Genomic DNA, 18,448 nt, shown 5'->3' on the forward strand with positions numbered 1-18,448 from the left:
TGCTCACGCCTCCTTCCGTGCAGGGGAGTTGACACCCGCCGAGGCCAGCTTCTTGCCGTACTCCTCCTCGCTGAGGTTCCGCCAGGCGGTCAGCGAGACGTCGGGGCGGTAGAGCTTCTCCGGGGGTGCGTCGGTGACGTCGACCATCCAGGCGTCCTGTCCGGAGAACTGGCCGTGGAACAGCCAGCGGATGGCGCCGAGGTACTTGGCGTAGAAGCCGAGCGTCTTCCAGCCCTCGGTGAAGTTGACCATCACGCCGACGTAGTTGTGGTGGTCGGCGTCGACGGGGACGTAGAACTCGTAATGGATGAACTTGGGGTAGACGATGCGCAGCACGCCCGGCATGGACAGGGACGCGAAGCCGGGGAAGTCCTGGGCCTCGATCGTCGGGTTGACGCTGTCCGCCGCGCCGGTGTTGCCGATGTTGAAGGTCTCCTTCGGCGGCTGCATCTTCCACCAGCGCTTGTTGGTCCAGCGGCCGACGCCGGGGAAGTCGGCCTCCCAGTGGACCTCGTCCTGCACGCGGAAGATCCAGCGGCCCTTGGGCACGATCCGGGTGATGTTCCAGGTCGGCATGGGCTTGAACAGGCGCCAAAGGGCCGTGCGGTGCAGGTACTTGGCGTGGCCCTCGTCGAAGCCGTTCTCGCAGGCGAAGCGCCAGTTGCCGCCGCGGGGCTCGATGCGGCCGCCCATCACGAAGGCGTTGTCGACGAGTTCCTCGGGGAGCTGGGAGTCGATGTCGTGCGGTTCCTCGTCGGCGATCGGGATGTAGACCCAGACCATGCCGAGGCGTTCCTGGACCGCGTACGTCTGCACGCCGAGCTTGCCGGTCAGCCGGCACTCGGGGCCGTCGGTGATGACCGCGGCGAGCTTGCCGGTGGGCAGGTCGAACGTCCAGCCGTGGTACGGGCAGCTGACGGTGCCCGGGAACTGCTGGTTGCCCTCGGAGAGCGGCACTCCGCGGTGCGGGCAGCGGTTGTGCAGGGCGTAGGCCGTGCCGCCGTCACGGATCAGCGTGATCTTCTCGCCGCAGATTGTGTACGGCTGTGGCTTGTTCGTGACGTGGCCGGCCCAGGTGACCGGGTACCAGTAGCCGCGGAATCCCTCGGCGGCCCCGTCGTAGTGGGGCCACGACGCCCAGTCCTGCCGACCGGGCGCCGATCGGCTTCTTTTCTTGGGGGCGAGCGAGCCTTCACCCGTCGTCATGGTGCGTGACCTCCTGCCGGCGTCGATGCATGGCCTCGAGCATCGGCGGGCGGGACGCGGCCGCCTACGGAACCGTTCCGGTGAGCAGACCGCCGGCGCGGCTGCGGTTCTTCGGCCTGTACGTCCCGCTGAGCGGACCGTCCTTCATGCGCGGTCGCCCGGCGGCGTTCTACGGTGCGCCGAATCGCGCCAATTCAGGCCAGTTCAAGGGATCAGTCCAAGGGCCCGCACCCTGCCGACGTACCAGCCGGAATCGGCGGTCTCCCGCCAACCCACCCGAGGTGCTCATGGAGCCACAGGCCAGCAGAGGACGCCCCACGACGGGCGTCGTCGCCCTCGTCACCGCCGCATTGGTCTCGCTCAGCGCTTGCAGCGCGGCCACCACCGACTCGACCGCCGGGGCCGCGAAGGGAGCCTCCGGACCGACGGTCCGCGTCGCCGTCGGCATCGACCCCTCCTTCGCGCCCTTCTTCCTCGCCGACGCCCAGGGGCTGTGGGCCAAGCACGGTGTCAACGTCCAGCTGGTCCAGTTCGGGCGCGGCGGCGAGGGCGTCGACGCGCTCGCCGGCAACCAGGTCCAGCTGGCCGGCAACTCGGACACCACCACCATCGGCCAGCTCCAGCAGAACCCCGGCCTGCGCTCGCTGCTGGTCTACGAGCAGTCCGGCCGCTACCTCAAGGTCGTCCTCGGCCCGAAGGTCACCTCACCTGCCAAGATCCGGAAGATGGCCGTCGTACCGGGTCTGTCCCAGCTCGCGGCCACCCGCTATCTGGAGTCGAAGGGCATCGACACCAAGTCGGTCAAGTGCATCACCGCGGATCCGCCCGAGATCCCGGCGCTGCTGCAGAAGGGCGACGTGGACGCCTACGTCCTGTGGGAGCCCTGGCCGGCCAAGGGCGTCGAGCTCGGCGGGCGGATCGTTTCGACGACCGGCGACTACGGGGTGTCGTACGCGCAATGGCTGATCGCCGACGACAAGTGGCTGAGCGGCCACAAGAGCATCGCCGTGAAGGTCGCGGAGGCGCTGCAGGACGCGGCGCGGCGCACCGAGTCGGACCCGGACGCCGCCGCGGCGGCCACCCAGAAGGCCGCGAAGATTCCGACCGCCCAGACCCTCAAAGCGATCAAGGACATCGACTTCGGGGTGCGTGACATCACCTCGGCCGACCTCAAGACGTACACCGCCACTGCCAAGTTCTACGTCGACACCGGCACTGCCAAGTCCCAGGCGGACGTGGCGAAGACGGCGCTGCGCGGTTGGTTCACCCAGCAGACGAAGGGATCGTGATGACGAAGGCCATCGAGGCCGATCTGCCGCCTGCGAAGCAGGATGGCGGGGGGCGTGGTGCGGCCGTGCGCGTCGACGGCGTCGACATCAAGTTCGGCTCCTTCCACGCGGTATGTGACATATCACTGGACATCGCCGCAGGCGAGTTCCTCTGTCTCCTCGGCCCGAGCGGCTGCGGCAAGTCCACCCTCCTGTCGGCGCTGGCCGGGTTCGTACGACCGCACCAGGGCGCCCTCACGGTCGACGGCACGCCGATCACCGGACCCGACCCCGAGCTCGGCATGGTCTTCCAGAGCAGCGAGGCCCTCTTCGACTGGCTGACCGTCCGGCAGAACGTCGCCTTCGGCCCGCGGATGCGCGGCAAGTCCCGGGCCGAACAGACCGCGCTCGCCGACGAGTACCTCAGCCTGGTCGGGCTGCGGCACTGTGCCGACCGCTTCCCCGGGCAGCTGTCCGGCGGTATGCGCCAGCGCGTGCAGATCGCGCGGGTGCTGGCCAACCAGCCCCAAGTGGTGCTGATGGACGAGCCGTTCGGCGCGCTGGACGCACAGACCCGCCAGGTCATGCAGGAGGAGATGGGCCGTATCTGGCAGGCCTCGGGCTGCACGGTCGTGTTCGTCACGCACGACATCGACGAGGCGATCCTGCTGGCGGACCGCGTCGCCGTGATGACGGCGGGCCCCGCGGCCTCGATCAAGTCGATCTACGAGGTGGACCTGCCCCGGCCGCGCGACGAGTCCGACCCCGCGGCCCTCGAACTGCGCCACAAGCTGCGCCAGGACATCGGCGAAGAGGTCCGCAAGGCCCTGCGCGACCAGGGACTCGACCCGGAGGACGAACGATGACGACCGTGACCGTCGACGCCACCGCGAAACCGCGCACCGACCGCCGCGCCCTGCAGGCCGCCGGTCTCAGGCTGCGCACCCTCGCCCTGTACGCCGTCTCCGTCCTCGTCGGCATCGGCATCTGGCAGCTGCTCGCCACGCACTACGGCCCCTCGCTGGTCGCCTCCCCGCACGCGACCCTCACCGCGGCCGGCGACCTCGCCCGCGACGGCACGCTCACCAACTCGATCATCGCCTCCAGCCGCCGCATCCTGATCGGCTGGGGCCTCGGTCTCCTGGTGGGCGTCCCGGCCGGCCTGCTGGTCGGACAGATCCGGATCGTCCGCCAACTCCTCGAGCCCTACATCGAGTTCTTCCGGTTCATCCCGCCGATCGCCTTCGTGACCCTGGCCGTGGTGTGGCTGGGCATCGGGGAGTCGTCGAAGGTCGTGCTGATCTTCTACACGGCGGTCTTCATCGTCATCCTCAACACCAGTGCGGGTGTGATGGCGGTCAGCGAGTCGAAGCTGCGCGCGGCGGCGAGCCTCGGCGCGAGCCGGCGGCAGATCCTGCGCGGGGTGGTGCTGCCCTCGACGGTGCCGTACATCATCACCGGGGCGCGTCTGGCGATGGGCAACAGCTTCCTGACCATCGTCTCGGCGGAGATCGTCGCCGCGCAGGTCGGGCTGGGCTCGCTGATCTGGACGTCGCGCAACTACGGCCGTATCGACTGGGTGTTCGTCGGGATCATCACGCTGGGGATCCTGGGGTTCGTGTTCGACCGGGTGCTGCGGATCGTGGCCTCCCGGGTGCTGCGTCGATACGGAGTGAAGCTGTGAGCGGTGAGACGTCGCGGGCGTTGGTGCTGGAGGAATTCGGTGCACTGCCCCGGCTGGTGGAGCGGCCCGTGCCTCAGCCGCAGCCCGGCCACACTCTCGTCCGGATGCTGGCCTCGCAGGTGGCCCACCTCGATCTCAACGTCGTGGACGGCAAGTTCGGGATCCTGCCGGAGCTTCCGGCAGTACCCGGCACCAACGGGGCCGGGATCGTCCTCGCCTCGGACACCCATCCCGAGGGGTCCTTGGTACGGGTCAACGGCAAGGGGCTGGGCCTGCGCCGGGACGGCTGCTGGGCCGACCATGCGCTGGTGCCCGACGCGGCGGTGATCGCGGTGCCGGAGGGTACGGACCCTGCCCTGGCGTGCAGCTTCTTCTCGCCGGCCGGGACGGCCTGGGCGGCGGTGCACTCGGTGGCGGCCGTCCAGCCGGGCGAGCGGGTTCTGGTCACCGGCGCGGCGGGCGCGGTCGGTTCGCTGACCGTGCAGGTCGCGGCGCGGGCGGGGGCCGAGGTGATCGGCGTGGTCGGCCGCGCGGAGAAACGGGACCATGTGCCCGCGCCTGCCAAGGCGGTTCTGGCGGCAGAGATGTCAACGGAGGCCGTGGGCGGGCAAGTTGATGCGGTCATCGACACCGTGGGCGGGCTGGTCCTGCGGGATGCCCTGCCGCTGGTGCGCCCGCGTGGACGAGTCGCCCTGGTCGGCTACACCGCGGGCCGCGAGTTCACAGTGGACCTCGCGGACTTCCTGCTGGCCGACGTGTCCCTGCTGCCCGTGAACCTGATGACGCGGGGCAAGGAAGTCGCCGCGGACGCCGAACGGTTGCTGACCGAGCTGACGGCGGGCGAACTGAGCCTGCCGATCGAGCGGTACGGCCCCGAACGGCTGCCGGAGGCGGTGGAGCGACTGCGGAAAGGGACCGCAGTCGGGAGGGCGGTGCTCGACCTGGCGTGACGCGCGGGGGGCCTGCCCGCATCTCCGGCGCGATCCGCCGGAACGGGCCCCTAGCCCAGGACGACCACTGCTTGGCCCCGGCAACAGACGATGTTGCCGGGGTCTTCCCGACGTTCAACGCTGGTGCCCACCCGGTGTTCGACCAGATCGAGGGTGATCTCGCCGGTGCCAGGATCGACTTCACGCACGCTGCCGGTCACCCGCAGCCGGTCGCCGGGATGCGCGGGCGCACGGTTCTGCCACGCGACCCGCAGTACCCGTCCCGTCTCCCCCGCGAATTGGGCGGCGGCCCGATGGAAGAGGCAGCCGTGCAGCTGCGCCATGACCACCGGCCCGTCCAGCCCCTCCGACTGCGCGAACGCGGTGTCGTAGTGGATCCGATGCGTGTTGCGGGTGACCGCACCGAAGCGCAGCAGCATGACCTCGTCGGGCACGAGCTCCACCGGTCGTACGTCAGCGTGTTCCGTCATCGGACGATGAACCTCTCCGTGACCTCGGCGAGAAGCCCCCGCTCGGCGAAGTACTTCTTGTCGACGGTGAGCAACAGCAAGTCGGCCCGCTTCCGCTCGACTGCCGTGAGCGCGCGCTGCACTTCGACACGGTCGCCGACCCGCACGTCGTCCGCCCAGCGCACCTCCTGGCCGCCGGCCATCAGGCGGACATCGAGTCCGTCGGTCCCGGGAACCTCGTCGCGGTACATGCCGTCGGGCCTCAACTCCCCGGCGTCCGCGCCCGGTTCGGGTCGCAGCACGCTGACGACGTACATCGGGTGGACCACGAACGCGGGATGCGCCGGATCCACCAGGCGCGGCGCGGACTCCCCCGCGGCCCGCGCGAACTCCGCGGCGGCCGCGGCCCGTACGACGCCCAGCGGGCGCGTCTGCCACCGGCCGAGCAGCGCCCGTGCCCGTTTCTCCGCAAGATCCAGCATGCCTTCGACGCTAGACCCGACCGCACCGGACAACCATGGACCCGGCCCACTGAGCGGACCGCCCCGCTTGGACCGGCACCCGGCACCGGACACCATCCGCTCATGGATCTCATGGACATTCAGGCGCCCCCGCAGGGCGCCTACGCGGAGGCGGACGGCGTCAAGTACCACTACGTCGAGCTGGGCGAGGGCTCGCCCACGATCTTCCTGCACGGTGGCGGCCCGGGCTGCACCGGCTGGTCGGACTTCGGGCAGGTGGCCCCGCTGTTCGCCGCGGACCGCCGCTGCTTCCTGGTCGACATCCTGCAGTACGGCAAGTCGGCGAAGCCCGTGGTCGAAGGCCCGATGTGGGACTACCACGCCGCCAAGACGGTGGCCCTGATGGACGAACTGGGCATCGACCGGGCCGACTTCGTGTGCAACTCATGGGGCGGAACCATCGCGCTCAACCTGGCGGCCAAGTACCCCGAGCGCGTGCGGTCCTCGGTCATCACCGGCAGCATGCCCGTCTTCCACGGCCCGCTCGCCCCGCTCCCGGAGGGCGGCCGCCGCGGACGCAACGCCCGCGACGTGTACTACGGCGGCGACGGCCCCTCCCGCCAGAAGATGCGGGAACTGATCGCGCGGCTGGAGTGGTACGACCCGGACGCCATCCCCGACGGCACCGTGTCCCTGCGCTACGAGCAGAGCCTCGACCCCGAGGAGACCGCGCTGGCCGGCGCCTCGGACAACCCGCGCGGCGACTGGCAGGACCTCACCGCCGAGCTCGGCCGCATCCAGGCGCCCACACTGTTCCTGTGGGGGATGTACGACGCCTTCCTCACCCCGGACTATCCGCTGATGCTGGCCCGCATGATCCCCCGGGGCAGTCTGCACGTGATGGACCGCGCCTCCCACCACCCCCAGGAGGAACGGCCATACGACTACTACAGCGTGGTCAGCGGCTTCCTGAACCAGCGGCACGGCTGACGGAGGACAAGTGAGCGCATCGACCCCGCGCATCGTCGAACTGACCGGCCCCTTCGCCCGGTTCGCGGGCCGCCTGCTGGTCGGGCTCGGCCACGACGTGGTGCTGGTGGAGCCCCCGGGCGGCGACCCGGACCGCCACGAGGACGCCGACGCCTTCGCGCACTGGCACGCCGGCAAGCGCTCGGTGACCCTGGACCCCGCCGACTCCGACGCGCTGCGCCGCCTCCTGTCGACCGCCGACGTCCTGCTCGACGGGACGCCTGACGGAGCCGACACGGTCGGCCTCGACCATCTCGTCCATGTGCGCGCCACCCCCTTCGGCCTGGTCGGCCCGCGCAGCGGCTGGCAGGGCACCGACCTGGTCGTGGCCGCGCTCGGCGGGATGCTCGCGCAGGTCGGCGACCCCGACGGCCCGCCGCTGCATCTGCCGGAGAACCAGGCTGAGCACCTCGCGGGCGTCAACGCGGCGATCGCTGCCCTGCTGGGTCTGAGAGCGGGAAGGCACGCGCGGGGTCAGCTGATCGACATCTCCGCGCAGGCGTGCGTGGCGGCCGCGCTGGAGGCGGGCACCCTCGCCTACCTGCACGAGGACCGGGTGCCACCGCGGCCGGGGCGCGTGCATCCGCTGGTCCCGCACGGGCTGTTCAGGGCGGCCGACGGCCACCTCGGGGGCGGGCTCGGCGGCAGTCCCCGTATGTGGGACGCGCTGCTGGACTGGCTGTCCGAGGAGGGGGCGCAGGCCGATCTCGGAGAGCCCCGGTGGCAGGACCCGGTCGAGCGCAAGCGGCATCAGGAGCATGTCTTCAAGGTCGTCCAGGACTTCGTGGGCCGGTGGCCGAAGGCCGAGTTCGCGGAGCGGGCGCAGGCCAGGAAGCTGCCCTGGGCTGCCGTGGACCTGCCGTGCGAGCTGCCGGACAACCCGCAGCTCGCCGCGCGTGACTTCTTCACCCGGGTCGGGGACCGCACCGACCTCGGCTTCCCGTTCGCGTTCCCGGAGGGCCACCGGGTCACCGAGCTGTCGGTGCCCGAACTCGGCGCCGACCAGGCCGTGTTGCACGAGGAGCCGCCCCTGCGAACGGCCGCGACCGCCTCCACCGCCGTACCCGCCCTGGAGGGCATCCGCGTCCTCGACCTCACCTGGGTGCTGGCGGGCCCGTACTGCACGAAGGTCCTGGCCGACCACGGCGCGGACGTCATCAAGGTCGAGTCCGTGTCCCGCCCCGACCCCACCCGCTTCGCGCCCTTCATGCACCTGTCCCGAGGCCCGCACAACAACCCCGACACCAACGGCTACTTCAACGAGGTCAACCGCAACAAGCGCAGCATCGCCCTGGACACCCGCACCGACGAGGGCATCGCCGTACTCCGCGAGCTCATCGCCAACTGCGACGTCCTGGTGGAGAACTTCAGCGCCACGGTCATGACCCGCCTCGGCCTCGGCTACGACACCCTGCGCGAGATCAACCCGCGTCTCGTCTACGTCAGCATGTCGGGCATGGGCCACACGGGACCGCGCGCCGGCTGGGTGTCGTACGCGGACACGGTCTCGGCGAGTTCCGGCCTCACCGGCCTGACGGGCTGGGGGCCGGACGACGTGGTCGGCGTGATCTACGGCCACGGTGACATCGTGGCCGGGCTGCAGGCCGCGCTGGCGACGGTCGCCGCACTCGAACACCGCGAGGAGACCGGCCGCGGCCAGCACATCGATCTGTCCCAACTCGAGGCGATCGCCGCCCACATGGGCACCAGCCTGCTCACGACGGCCCGCACACCGGTCGGCAACACGCACCCGCGCTGGAGCCCGCAGGGGGTGTACCGGTGCCTCGGCGCTGACCGCTGGCTGGCCGTCAGCGTCCGTTCGGACGAGGAGTGGACGGCCCTGTGCGGAGTGATCGGGCGTCCGGATCTGGCCGAGCGGCTGCCCAGGTCCGGCGACCGCAGGCAGGAGAGCGCGGTGGTCGACGAGGCGCTCGGCGACTGGGCGCGCACCATGCCCGCCGATGTCGCCGCGGAACTCCTCCAGGAGGCCGGGGTTCCGGCCGGGGCGGTGCAGGACGGTCGTGAACTGGTCGAGCACGACCCGCAGTTGAGGGCACGCGGCTTCTACGTCCGCATGGAGCACCCGGCCGCGGGCGCATTCCTGCACGAGGGCCTGCCCATCCGCCTCACCCGCACGCCGGGCTCGATCCGTCGGCCGGCGCCCCTGCTCGGCGCCGACACCGAGGAGGTGCTGCGCGAGGTGGCCGGCCTGTCCCCGGAGCGGGTCCGGGACCTGCACGAGGCGGGCGTCCTGCGATGAACGGCCTGACCGTGCCTGGGCTGGTCGAGGCGGCGGCCGAGCGGTTCGGCGACCGGGTCTTCCTGCGTATGGGCGACACGACACGCACGTACGCTCAGACCCGGGATGCGGCGGCCACCATGGCCGGCTCCCTCGCGGCGCACGGCTGCCGCCCGGGCGACCGGGTCGCGGCGCTGCTGTCCAACCGGATCGAACTCGTCGATCTGGTCCTCGGCTGCGCGTGGCTGGGCGCGGTCGTGGTGCCGTTGAACACGGCTCTGCGCGGGGGCTCACTGCGGCAGGTGCTGGACACTGCGCAGCCCCAATTCCTGTACGTCGAGGCAGAGTTGGCCCAAGAGGCGGTGGCGTCCGGACATCGCGGGGCCGTGTGGGTGGCCGGCGACGAGGACGTCCCGCGCCCCGGAGCCGCCGAGGCCCTGCCGCCCGCCCCCGTCCGTCCGCAGGACACCGCCGCCGTCCTGTTCACCTCGGGCACGACGGGACGCTCACGTGGAGTCCGTTGCCCGCACGCGCAGTTCGTCTGGTGGGGCCGCAACGTCTCTTCCGCCCTGCACCTCTCCGCCGACGACGTGCTGTTCACCTGCCTCCCGCTGTTCCACACCAACGCACTCAACACCCTGGCGCAGGCGATGACGGTGGGCGCGAGCTGCGTCGTCGGCGGCCGCTTCTCGGCCTCGCGCTACTGGTCGCAGGCGGCCGACGCACGCGCCACGACCACCTACCTGCTCGGCGCGATGGTGCCCATGCTGCTCGCCCAGCCCCCGGGCCCGCAGGACCGAGCACACCGGGCCACGCGCGCTCTCGCCCCCGCCACCCCCGGCCCCCTGTGGGAACCCTTCTGCGAGCGGTTCGGCGTCACCGTCGTCGACGGGTTCGGCTCCACGGAGACGAACCTGGTCATCGGCGCCACCGCCGAGGAGGGCCGCCCCGGCACCATGGGCAGCGTGCGCCCGGGCTTCTCCGCGCGCGTGGTCGACGCGGCGCTCGCCCCGGTCCCCGACGGCACGCCCGGCGAGCTCCTCGTGCGCACCCGTCAGCCGTACGCCTTCTGCACCGGCTACCTGGGAGAGCCCGAGCCGGCGCCCGACTCCTGGCGCCGTACCGGCGACCGTGTGATCCGTGATCCCGACGGCCGGTTCCGTTTCGTGGACCGGATCAAGGACGTGATCCGGCGGCGTGGCGAGAACATCTCCTCCTACGAGGTGGAGGCGGCCGTCCGCTCGCATCCGGCGGTGGCCGAGGCGGCCGCCTTCCCGGTGGCCTCGGAGCTGGCCGAGGACGAGGTCATGGTCGCCGTGGTCGTACGGCCGGGAATGGTGCTGGATCCCGCGGACCTCGCCCGGCACTGCGCACACGAACTCCCCGCGTTCGCCGTGCCCCGGTACGTCGAGACGGTCCCGGCGCTGCCGCTCACCGAGACGGGCAAGGTGCGCAAGGCGGTGCTGCGGGAGCGGGGCGTCACCGGGGGCACCTGGGACCGAGCCGTAGGGAAGGCTTTGCCGCAGGTGGGGTGACTGATCAGCGCAGGGAGCTGTCCTCGGAGAGCTCGTTCTCGCCACCCACCATGTCGTGACCACCGCTCATGTCCTGCGTACCGATCACGGACAGCAGTTCCAGCTGGGCGGCGCCCTTCGTGCCGGGCGGGGCGCTGAACCACAGCAGCCGCTGGCGTCCGTCCTCGCTGAACAGGTTGTGGCAGTCCAGCTCGATGACGCCCAGCGCGGGATGGACGATGCGTTTGCGCTCGACCCTGCGCACGGCGACGTCGTGGGTGTCCCACAGGGCGGCGAACTCCTCGCTGCGCCGCCGCAGCGTCGCCACCATGCGGGGCACCTCGGTGTCGTTGCCGCGTCGGGCGGCGGTGGCCTGGAGGTCGGCGACGAAGGACCGGGAGTGGCGCGGATGGTCGTCGGCGGGGTAGATCGCGCGGGCGTCGGGGTCGGTGAACCAGCGGTAGACGAAGCTCGCGGCCGGGCCGCGTCCCGTCGGCAGGGGGCCGAGGAGTGCGGTGGCCGCCTGGTTCTGGACGAGAGCCTCGTGCAGATCCGTGATGACGCGGGCGGGGGTGGCGCCGAGCCGGTCCAGCAGGCCGAGCAGGGCGGGCTGGACGTGTGCCGTCGGGCCCTGCGCGGTGGGCGGGAGGGGCCGGTCGGCGAGGCGGAAGAGGTGATCGCGTTCGTCGCCGGTCAGGCGCAGCGCCCGGGCGAGGGCGGCCAGGGCCTGGGCCGAGGGCTGGGCGCCGCGGCCGCGTTCCAGTTCGGTGTAGTAGTCCGCGGACAGTCCGGCGAGCTGTGCCACCTCCTCGCGCCGCAGGCCGGGCACGCGGCGGCGCGGGCCGACGGGCAGGCCGACGTCGGCCGGGCGGACCCGGTCGCGCCGGGACTTCAGGAACGCGGCGAGTGCGGGAAGGTTCACCCGTCCATCCTCACCCGGACGGCGATGCGGAGCCAGGGGATGACAACCCCCGGGTAAGCGCAGCCCTGGCTGCGGCCGGCGGGCGGGCCGATCGTGGAGGACACGGCGAGCCCGGCGCCAACGCCAGGGCCGCCCCCTCTCTCCACGCACTCTCACAGGAGCCCGCATGCCCTCCCCCACCCCGGCGGACAGCCGGACCACACCCGACCACGACCCGAGCCGCCCCCGCGTCGCCATCGTCACCGGCGGCTCCCGCGGCATCGGCCGGCAGACCGTGAGCCGCCTGGCCGCGGACGGTTTCGCCGTGGTCGTCGGATACGCCGGCGGCGCCGAGCCGGCCGAAGCCGCCGCCAAGGAGATCACCGCGGCCGGCGGCCGGGCCGTCGCCGTCCAGGCCGATGTCGCCGACGAGCAGGCGGTGGCCGCACTGTTCGACAGGGCCGAGTCGGAGTTCGGCGGCGTCGACGTCGTGGTCCACACCGCCGGACGGATGCTCCTGGGCCCCATCGCCGACCTGGACCTGGACGAGCTGGACGCACTGCACCGCACCAACATCCGCGGGACCTTCGTCGTCGCCCGGCAGGCCGCCCGCACGGTGCGACCCGGCGGGGCGGTCGTCACGTTCTCCACGTCGCAGGTGGGGATGGCTTTCCCGGCGTACGGCGCCTACATCGCGAGCAAGGGCGCGGTGGAGGCGCTCACCCTGGTGCTCGCCCGTGAGCTGCGCGGCCGGGACGTCACGGTGAACGCCGTCGCGCCCGGTCCGACGGCCACCGACATGTTCCTGGACGGCAAGGACGAGGAGACGGTGGCGCGCCTTGCGGCCATGCCCCCGCTGGAGCGGCTCGGCACCCCCGCCGACATCGCCGAGGTAGTCGCCTTCCTCGCCTCACCGGCCGGCCACTGGCTCAACGGCCAGGTCATCCGCGCCAACGGCGGCATCATCTGACCGCCCCCACACCCCTGTTGACCCCCTCAGAGAGAGAACAGCCCATGCCTTTCGCGAACTTCAAGGTCCCCGCCGGCACCCTCACCGAGAAGCAGAAGGAGCAGATCGTCACCCGCACCACCGAGCTGTACGTCGAGATCTACGGCGAGCGCGCCCGCGCCAACACCATGGTTCTGGTCGAGGAGGTCGCCGACGGCGGCTGGGGCATTGGCGGCGACGTCCTGACCCTCGCCAAGCTCCAGGAGCCGCTTGCGGAGGACTGACAGTTACCCCGCGCTCACGCCCTGCATGCCGGCGCCCGCTCTCGGCGAAACCGCACGTCAGAATCTGTGAAAGAGGTTTCGGACGAAAACGGGAACGATAAATTCCCGTCATGAACGCGCGCCTCGCTCTCCTCGAAACGGTGGCCCCCGGCCTGACGGAGAGCGAGGTCTTCCGGCTCGCACTCCAGCACGCGGTGGGCGAGTTGGGCGCGCTCGGCGGCACCATGCACCTGCGCGGCCACATGTCCGCGCTGCGTCTGGTCTCGGCCGTCGGTCTGCCGCCCGCCCTCACCCGCTCCTGGGAGATCGTCGACCAGGAGGGCCCGTTGGCCCCGGCCCGAGCCCTGCACCGGGGCAGCGGCGTGTGGGTGCCGCTGCCCTCCGCGGAACCGAACGCGGCAGGCGTCGCCTGGCCCGGCACCGGCCTGGCCGCCGTGCCCCTGTTCAGCGGCAACCGCAGCATCGGCGCGCTGACGGTCCTGACCGGCGAGCGCGGTGAACCCGCCCCGGAACACTGGGAGTTCCTCCGCGCCGTCGTCGCCTGGACCGAGGACCGCATGGGCCAGGCACCGCGACCGTCCTCGCCCGCACGGACGGAGCTGAGCGGGGAGCGTCTGCGGCAGGCGCTGAAGGAGGTCAGCGTCGGCTCGTGGGACTGGGACATCCGCTCCGGCGAACTCGTCTGGGACGAGGCGGCCTTCGAGGTGTACGGCGTCCGGCCGGCCGACTTCACCGGCCGGATCGAGAGCTGGATGAGGATCGTCCACCCCGACGACCTGGCACCCGCGCTGGCGGCGACCGAGCGGGCGATACTCGACCACACCGTGTACGAGGCCGACTACCGGGTACGGCGCCCGGACGGCACGTACGGCTGGACGCTGGCCCGCGGCCGGACCACGTACGACGAACAGGGCGAACCGCTGCGCATGGTGGGCGTGGCCTGGGAGACCAACGAGTCGCGCAGCGCCCGGGACGCGCTCGGCCGGGCGCTGAGGCACATGAGCGACGGCTTCCTCGCGGTGGACGACGAGTGGCAGATCACCTTCGCCAACCTGGAAGCGGAACGTTTCCTGGGCTTCTCGGAGGAGGAGCTGTTCGGGCGCCTGTTGTGGGACCTGCCCTCCGCCCGGCAGGTCCCCGGCCTGGAGAGCCGCTGCCGCCGGGCCGCGGCCGAGGAGAAGCCGGCCGGCTTCGACGTGCAGATGCCGGACTCCGGGCAGCGCTTCCATCTGCGGCTGGTCCCCGGGCCCGACGGGCGCACGCTCTACTTCCAGGACGTCACCGAGAAGCGGCGCCTGGCCGAGGAGCGGGAGGCGGCCCGGCGCGCCGCGGCCGAGCGGGCGGCCCGGATCGCCGAACTGACCGCGGAGCTCGCCAAGGCGACCACCTCGCAGGACGTGGTGGACGTGGTCGCCCGACGCGTCCTGCCGCCGTTCGCCGCCACGGGCGTCCTGGTCCAGGTCATCGAGGGCGACCGGCTCCACAACGTCGGGGCCGTCGGCTACCCGGACGACTTCCTCGCCGGCATCGACAACCGCGCCCGGGTGGTGGGCGACCCGGCCTGGGACCCGATCGCGTCCGGCGTCCCGCTGTTCCTGTCCACCGCGCAGGAATTCACCTCGCGCTACCCCGAGATCGCCGACCTGCCGTCCCGCGCCGGCAAACAGGCATGGGCCTTCCTGCCGTTGACCGCCTCCGACCACACCTTCGGACTGTGCGTCGTGGCCTTCGACCGCCCGCGGCTGCTCACCGACGAGGAACGCGCCCTGCTGACCACCATCAGCGCGCTGGTCGCCCAGTCCCTGGAACGGGCCCGGCTCTACGACGCCGAGCACACCCGCTCCCGCGAACTCCAGCGCAGCCTCCTCCCGCAGCGCCTGCCGGAACTCCCCGCGTGCACCGCGGCCGCCCGCTATCTCCCGGGCGCGCAGGGCGCGGACGTGGGCGGTGACTGGTACGACATCATCCCGCTGTCCGGCGGACGGGTCGCGCTCGTCGTCGGCGACGTCATGGGCCACGGCCTACCTGAGGCGGCCACCATGGGCCGGCTGCGCACCGCCGTGCACACGCTGGCCGATCTCGAGCTGCCGCCCGACGAGATCATGGGCCACCTCAACGACCTGGTCACGGGCATGGGCGAGGCGTCGTACGTCACCTGTCTCTACGCGCTCTACGACTCCACCACCCGGGTCTGTTCCCTCGCCCGCGCGGGGCATCCGCCGCCGGCGCTGGTCCACCCCGACGGCACCGTGCACTTCCCGAAGCCGGACGCCGACCCGCCGCTCGGAGCGGCCCAACCACCCTTCGAGACAATCGAGTTGGAGGTTCCCGAGGGCAGTCTGCTGGTGCTCTACACCGACGGTCTGGTCGAGTCGGCGAAGCGCGAGATCGACGAGGGCATGGCGGAGCTGGCCCGACTGCTGAGCGCGGCACACGAGAACGGCACGGCGGTGGACCTCGAGCGCCTGTGCGACACGCTCACGGCCGGTCTGCTGCCCACCGAGCACCGGGCATCCGACGACGCGGCGTTCCTGGTCGCCCGCCTGCACGCCCTGCCCGCGGACCGGATCGCCTCCTGGCCGCTGCCCGAGGACCCCAAAGCGGCCGGCCAGGCCCGCCGTCATGTGCGCGAGCAACTCGCCGCCTGGGGCCTGGACGGCCTCTCCGCCACCACCGAACTCCTGGCCAGCGAGCTCGTGGGCAACGTCGTCCGCCACGCCAAGGGCCCGGTCCGGCTGCGTCTGCTGTACGACGCCGAGTTGATCTGCGAGGTCTTCGACGGCAGCCAGACCATGCCCCGCATCCGCCGCGCCACCGAGACCGATGAGGGTGGCCGTGGCCTGCAGCTGATCGCGGCCCTGGCCGGACGCTGGGGCGCGCGCTACACGCCGACGGGCAAGTGCATCTGGGCCGAACTGCCGCTGCCCGACGGCCAGGACGAACAGCCGGCGGACGCGGCGGACCTGATGTTCCTGCACGCGGCCGGCTTCGGGGGTGACGTCGAGGGCGACTGGGAGGCGCTCCTGTAAAGGCACTCCGGACCGGGGCCGACGATCATGACACGTATGCTCATGCACATGGTTGAGCATCGAATGATTGACGTGAACGGGATCCGGCTGCACATCGCGGAGCAGGGCGAGGGCCCCCTGGTCGTGCTCCTGCACGGCTTCCCCGAGTCATGGCACTCATGGCACCACCAGCTCGGCCCGCTGGCCGCCGCGGGCTTCCGCGTGGTCGCCCCCGACCAGCGCGGATACGGGCGCAGCGACCACCCCGCCGACGTGGACGCGTACAGCATCCTGCACCTGGTCGGCGATGTCGTCGGCCTGATCCACGCGCTGGGCGAGGAGAAGGCGTACGTCGTCGGGCACGACTGGGGCGCCCCGGTGGCCTGGCACACCGCGCTGCTGCGGCCGGACGTCGTGCTCGGTGTGGCCGGGCTGAGCGTGCCGCCGCCGTTCCGGGGCACGGAGGCGCCGCTGGCCGTCATGGACGAGAGGTTCGGCGGCCGCTTCTACTGGAACTACTTCAATCAACCGGGCGTCGCTGACGCCGAGTTCGCGCGGAACACCCGCACCACCCTGCGCAAGTTCTTCTACGCGGCTTCCGGTGAAGCCCCCGGCGCCGTCGAGGACAGGCAGCCGCTGGTCGACCCCGAGCGCGAGTGGCTCGCGACCATGACGGACCCGGAGACCCTGCCGGAGTGGTTCACCGAGGAGGACCTCGACGCCCTCACCGAGAGCTTCTCCGGCGGCTTCACCGGCGCCCTCAACTGGTATCGCAACATCGATCGCAACTGGGAACTGACCGCCCCCTGGCACGACGCCGTCGTCAGCCCGCCCGCCCTGTACGTCTACGGCGACCGCGACCCGGTGCCCGCGTTCCCCGGCACGCCCGAACTCATCGCCGCCCTCCCGGACTTGATGCCGAACCTGCGCCGCAAGCCCGTCGAGCTGGCGGGCTGCGGCCACTGGACACAGCAGGAACGCCCCGCCGAGGTGAACGAGGCGCTCATCGACTTCCTCACCGAACTCCGGGGCTGAGCACGTCACTTGCGGCTGACGCGATAGAGCAGATGCAGCACCCTGTCGCCCTGGATCACCGTGTGCGGATCCTCGAGCAGATGCCGGCCGTCGACCGACCCGAAATACCGCTTGCCCGAGCCGAAGACCACCGGAACGACGTCCATCGCCACCTCGTCCACGAGGCCGAGGGCGAACGCCTGCCCGCCGACGTCGCCCGCCGCCACGGCGACGGTGCGCTCGCCCGCGAGTTGTTTGGCCTTGGCGATCGCCTGTGCCACGTCGTCGACGAAGTGGTACGAGGCCTCGGGGTGCCACCGGTCGGGTCGGGGCCGGTGCGAGACCACGACCACATGCTCACCCGCGGGCGGAGACGCTTCCCAGCCGTTGGTGATGTCGAACAGGTGACGCCCGATCACCATCGCGCCGATACCGGCCCACATCGGCTTGACGTATGCGGCCGAGACCTGCGAGATCTTGCCGCCTGTGCCGAGCTCGACGTCGCCGTTGGTGTACCAGTCGAACAGGGGGCCGACCTGATCGTCCGCGTCGGCGATGAAGCCGTCCACGGAAACGACGTTGTGCATCACCACGGTGCTCATCCGGCATCTCCCAGCTGTCGCGGGGGCTCCAGGCGGCCCCTTCGCAGGGACAGACCGGGAACACCGCCGTAACTCATCGCGGTGCGGCCGGCTCAGTGCACGGACAGCCCGCCGTCGACGAAGACGGCCTGCCCCGTGACGTAGGCGGAAGCACCGCTCGCCAGGAACACCGCGGCACCCGCGAAGTCCTCGGCGAGACCGTTGCGTCCGACCATGGTCCGGGCGGCCAGCTCCGCCACCTTCTCGGGGTCGGAGGACAGCCGCGCGTTGAGCGGTGTCATCACGAAACCCGGCACGAGCGTGTTGCAGGTGACGCCGTACGGCGACCACGCCTCCGCCTGCGAACGGGCCAGGGACTCCAGCGCCCCCTTGGACACCCCGTAGGCCCCGCTCTGCACGAACGCCCGGTGGGCCTGCTGGGAGGTGATGTGGATGATCCGCCCGAAGCCCCGTTCGGCCATGCCGGGACCGAACCGCTGGCCCAGCAGGAAGGGCGCCTCCAGGTTCACCGCCATGGTGGTGTCCCACACCTCCTCGCCCAACTCCCCCATAGGCGGCCGCAGGTTGACCCCGGCGCTGTTGACGAGGATGTCGGGCTCCCCGAACGCCTCGACCGCCTCCTCTGCGGCCGCGCGCACACCGTCGCGGGTCCCCAGATCGGCGCTCACCCAGGCCGCCCGGCACCCGTCGGCCACGAGCTCGTCGACGGTGGCGGCGAGCTCCGCCTCCTTGCGCGCGACGACCACGACACTCGCCCCGGCCCGCGCGAGGGCCCCGGCGACGGCGCGCCCGATGCCGGAACTCCCGCCGGTCACCACGGCGACCCGGCCGTCCAGCGAGAACAGTTCGGAGAGATACGTCTGCGAGGTCATGCCCGCACCCTAGACGCA

General features: G+C 71.7%; 17 protein-coding genes. 11 read left to right on the forward strand and 6 right to left on the reverse strand.

Annotation, left to right across the window (positions count from 1 at the left end):
- Nucleotides 1-3 precede the first annotated feature (3 nt).
- Nucleotides 4-1,206 carry a Rieske 2Fe-2S domain-containing protein gene (locus ACFY1L_RS42050; protein WP_388837267.1) on the reverse strand — a complete coding sequence of 401 codons (1,203 nt, stop codon included), beginning with the start codon at nucleotides 1,204-1,206 and terminating at the stop codon, nucleotides 4-6.
- Nucleotides 1,207-1,493: 287 nt separating this feature from the next.
- Here ACFY1L_RS42050 and ACFY1L_RS42055 point away from each other — a divergent pair, with 287 nt between their 5' ends.
- From ACFY1L_RS42055 to ACFY1L_RS42070, 4 genes are read left to right on the forward strand one after another with little or no spacing between them, the layout of a single operon-like run.
- Complete coding sequence (locus ACFY1L_RS42055) at nucleotides 1,494-2,495, forward strand: ABC transporter substrate-binding protein (RefSeq protein WP_388837270.1); 1,002 nt, start codon at nucleotides 1,494-1,496, stop codon at nucleotides 2,493-2,495.
- Complete coding sequence (locus tag ACFY1L_RS42060) at nucleotides 2,495-3,340, forward strand: ABC transporter ATP-binding protein (RefSeq protein WP_388837273.1); 846 nt, start codon at nucleotides 2,495-2,497, stop codon at nucleotides 3,338-3,340. Before ACFY1L_RS42055 ends, ACFY1L_RS42060 begins: the two co-directional genes overlap by 1 nt.
- Complete coding sequence (locus tag ACFY1L_RS42065; RefSeq protein WP_388837276.1) at nucleotides 3,337-4,158, forward strand: ABC transporter permease; 822 nt, start codon at nucleotides 3,337-3,339, stop codon at nucleotides 4,156-4,158. The genes ACFY1L_RS42060 and ACFY1L_RS42065 overlap by 4 nt, the downstream gene beginning before the upstream one ends.
- Entirely contained in the window at nucleotides 4,155-5,108 is a 954-nt protein-coding gene (locus ACFY1L_RS42070; RefSeq protein WP_388837278.1) for a zinc-binding alcohol dehydrogenase family protein, read from the forward strand. Before ACFY1L_RS42065 ends, ACFY1L_RS42070 begins: the two co-directional genes overlap by 4 nt.
- Before the next feature lie 50 nt (nucleotides 5,109-5,158).
- Here ACFY1L_RS42070 and ACFY1L_RS42075 read toward each other — a convergent pair whose 3' ends face one another.
- Nucleotides 5,159-5,578 carry an acyl dehydratase gene (locus ACFY1L_RS42075; RefSeq protein WP_388837281.1) on the reverse strand — a complete coding sequence of 140 codons (420 nt, stop codon included), beginning with the start codon at nucleotides 5,576-5,578 and terminating at the stop codon, nucleotides 5,159-5,161.
- Complete coding sequence (locus ACFY1L_RS42080) at nucleotides 5,575-6,039, reverse strand: MaoC family dehydratase N-terminal domain-containing protein (RefSeq protein WP_388837283.1); 465 nt, start codon at nucleotides 6,037-6,039, stop codon at nucleotides 5,575-5,577. Before ACFY1L_RS42080 ends, ACFY1L_RS42075 begins: the two co-directional genes overlap by 4 nt.
- A 102-nt stretch (nucleotides 6,040-6,141) precedes the next feature.
- On the opposite strand from ACFY1L_RS42080, the gene ACFY1L_RS42085 reads away from it, so the two are divergent.
- Genes ACFY1L_RS42085 through ACFY1L_RS42095 form a run of 3 tightly spaced genes read left to right on the forward strand, consistent with a single transcriptional unit; the run spans nucleotide 6,142 to nucleotide 10,821 of the window.
- Nucleotides 6,142-7,008: an alpha/beta fold hydrolase gene (locus tag ACFY1L_RS42085; RefSeq protein WP_388837286.1), complete on the forward strand. Its 867-nt coding sequence runs from the start codon at nucleotides 6,142-6,144 to the stop codon at nucleotides 7,006-7,008.
- Between the two features lie 10 nt (nucleotides 7,009-7,018).
- Nucleotides 7,019-9,307 (forward strand): CoA transferase, encoded by a 2,289-nt coding sequence (locus ACFY1L_RS42090; RefSeq protein ID WP_388837289.1) that lies wholly within the window; start codon nucleotides 7,019-7,021, stop codon nucleotides 9,305-9,307.
- A complete protein-coding gene (locus ACFY1L_RS42095) occupies nucleotides 9,304-10,821 on the forward strand; it encodes an AMP-binding protein (protein ID WP_388837292.1) in 1,518 nt (505 codons plus the stop codon). Before ACFY1L_RS42090 ends, ACFY1L_RS42095 begins: the two co-directional genes overlap by 4 nt.
- A gap of 4 nt (nucleotides 10,822-10,825) precedes the next feature.
- Here ACFY1L_RS42095 and ACFY1L_RS42100 read toward each other — a convergent pair whose 3' ends face one another.
- The gene (locus tag ACFY1L_RS42100; RefSeq protein WP_388837294.1) at nucleotides 10,826-11,722 is read right to left on the reverse strand and encodes a helix-turn-helix transcriptional regulator; all 897 of its coding nucleotides are present in this window, start codon (nucleotides 11,720-11,722) and stop codon (nucleotides 10,826-10,828) included.
- Between the two features lie 166 nt (nucleotides 11,723-11,888).
- Between ACFY1L_RS42100 and ACFY1L_RS42105 the strand changes: the two genes are divergently transcribed.
- The 4 genes from ACFY1L_RS42105 (at nucleotide 11,889) to ACFY1L_RS42120 (ending at nucleotide 16,977) form a co-directional block, all read left to right on the forward strand.
- Nucleotides 11,889-12,671 carry an SDR family oxidoreductase gene (locus ACFY1L_RS42105; protein WP_388837297.1) on the forward strand — a complete coding sequence of 261 codons (783 nt, stop codon included), beginning with the start codon at nucleotides 11,889-11,891 and terminating at the stop codon, nucleotides 12,669-12,671.
- Between the two features lie 44 nt (nucleotides 12,672-12,715).
- Nucleotides 12,716-12,934, forward strand: a complete 219-nt coding sequence (locus ACFY1L_RS42110; protein WP_388837300.1) for a tautomerase family protein — start codon at nucleotides 12,716-12,718, stop codon at nucleotides 12,932-12,934.
- A gap of 110 nt (nucleotides 12,935-13,044) precedes the next feature.
- Nucleotides 13,045-15,963 carry a SpoIIE family protein phosphatase gene (locus ACFY1L_RS42115; protein ID WP_388837303.1) on the forward strand — a complete coding sequence of 973 codons (2,919 nt, stop codon included), beginning with the start codon at nucleotides 13,045-13,047 and terminating at the stop codon, nucleotides 15,961-15,963.
- 48 nt (nucleotides 15,964-16,011) lie between these two features.
- Entirely contained in the window at nucleotides 16,012-16,977 is a 966-nt protein-coding gene (locus ACFY1L_RS42120; protein ID WP_388837306.1) for an alpha/beta fold hydrolase, read from the forward strand.
- A 5-nt stretch (nucleotides 16,978-16,982) separates the two neighbouring features.
- Here ACFY1L_RS42120 and ACFY1L_RS42125 read toward each other — a convergent pair whose 3' ends face one another.
- Both ACFY1L_RS42125 and ACFY1L_RS42130 read right to left on the reverse strand, forming a co-directional pair.
- Entirely contained in the window at nucleotides 16,983-17,558 is a 576-nt protein-coding gene (locus ACFY1L_RS42125) for a dihydrofolate reductase family protein (RefSeq protein ID WP_388837309.1), read from the reverse strand.
- 92 nt (nucleotides 17,559-17,650) lie between these two features.
- The gene (locus ACFY1L_RS42130) at nucleotides 17,651-18,430 is read right to left on the reverse strand and encodes an SDR family NAD(P)-dependent oxidoreductase (RefSeq protein ID WP_388837312.1); all 780 of its coding nucleotides are present in this window, start codon (nucleotides 18,428-18,430) and stop codon (nucleotides 17,651-17,653) included.
- Between the last annotated feature and the right edge of the window lie 18 nt (nucleotides 18,431-18,448).

This window comes from Streptomyces sp. NPDC001663 (assembly GCF_042893105.1).
GTDB lineage: Bacteria > Actinomycetota > Actinomycetes > Streptomycetales > Streptomycetaceae > Streptomyces.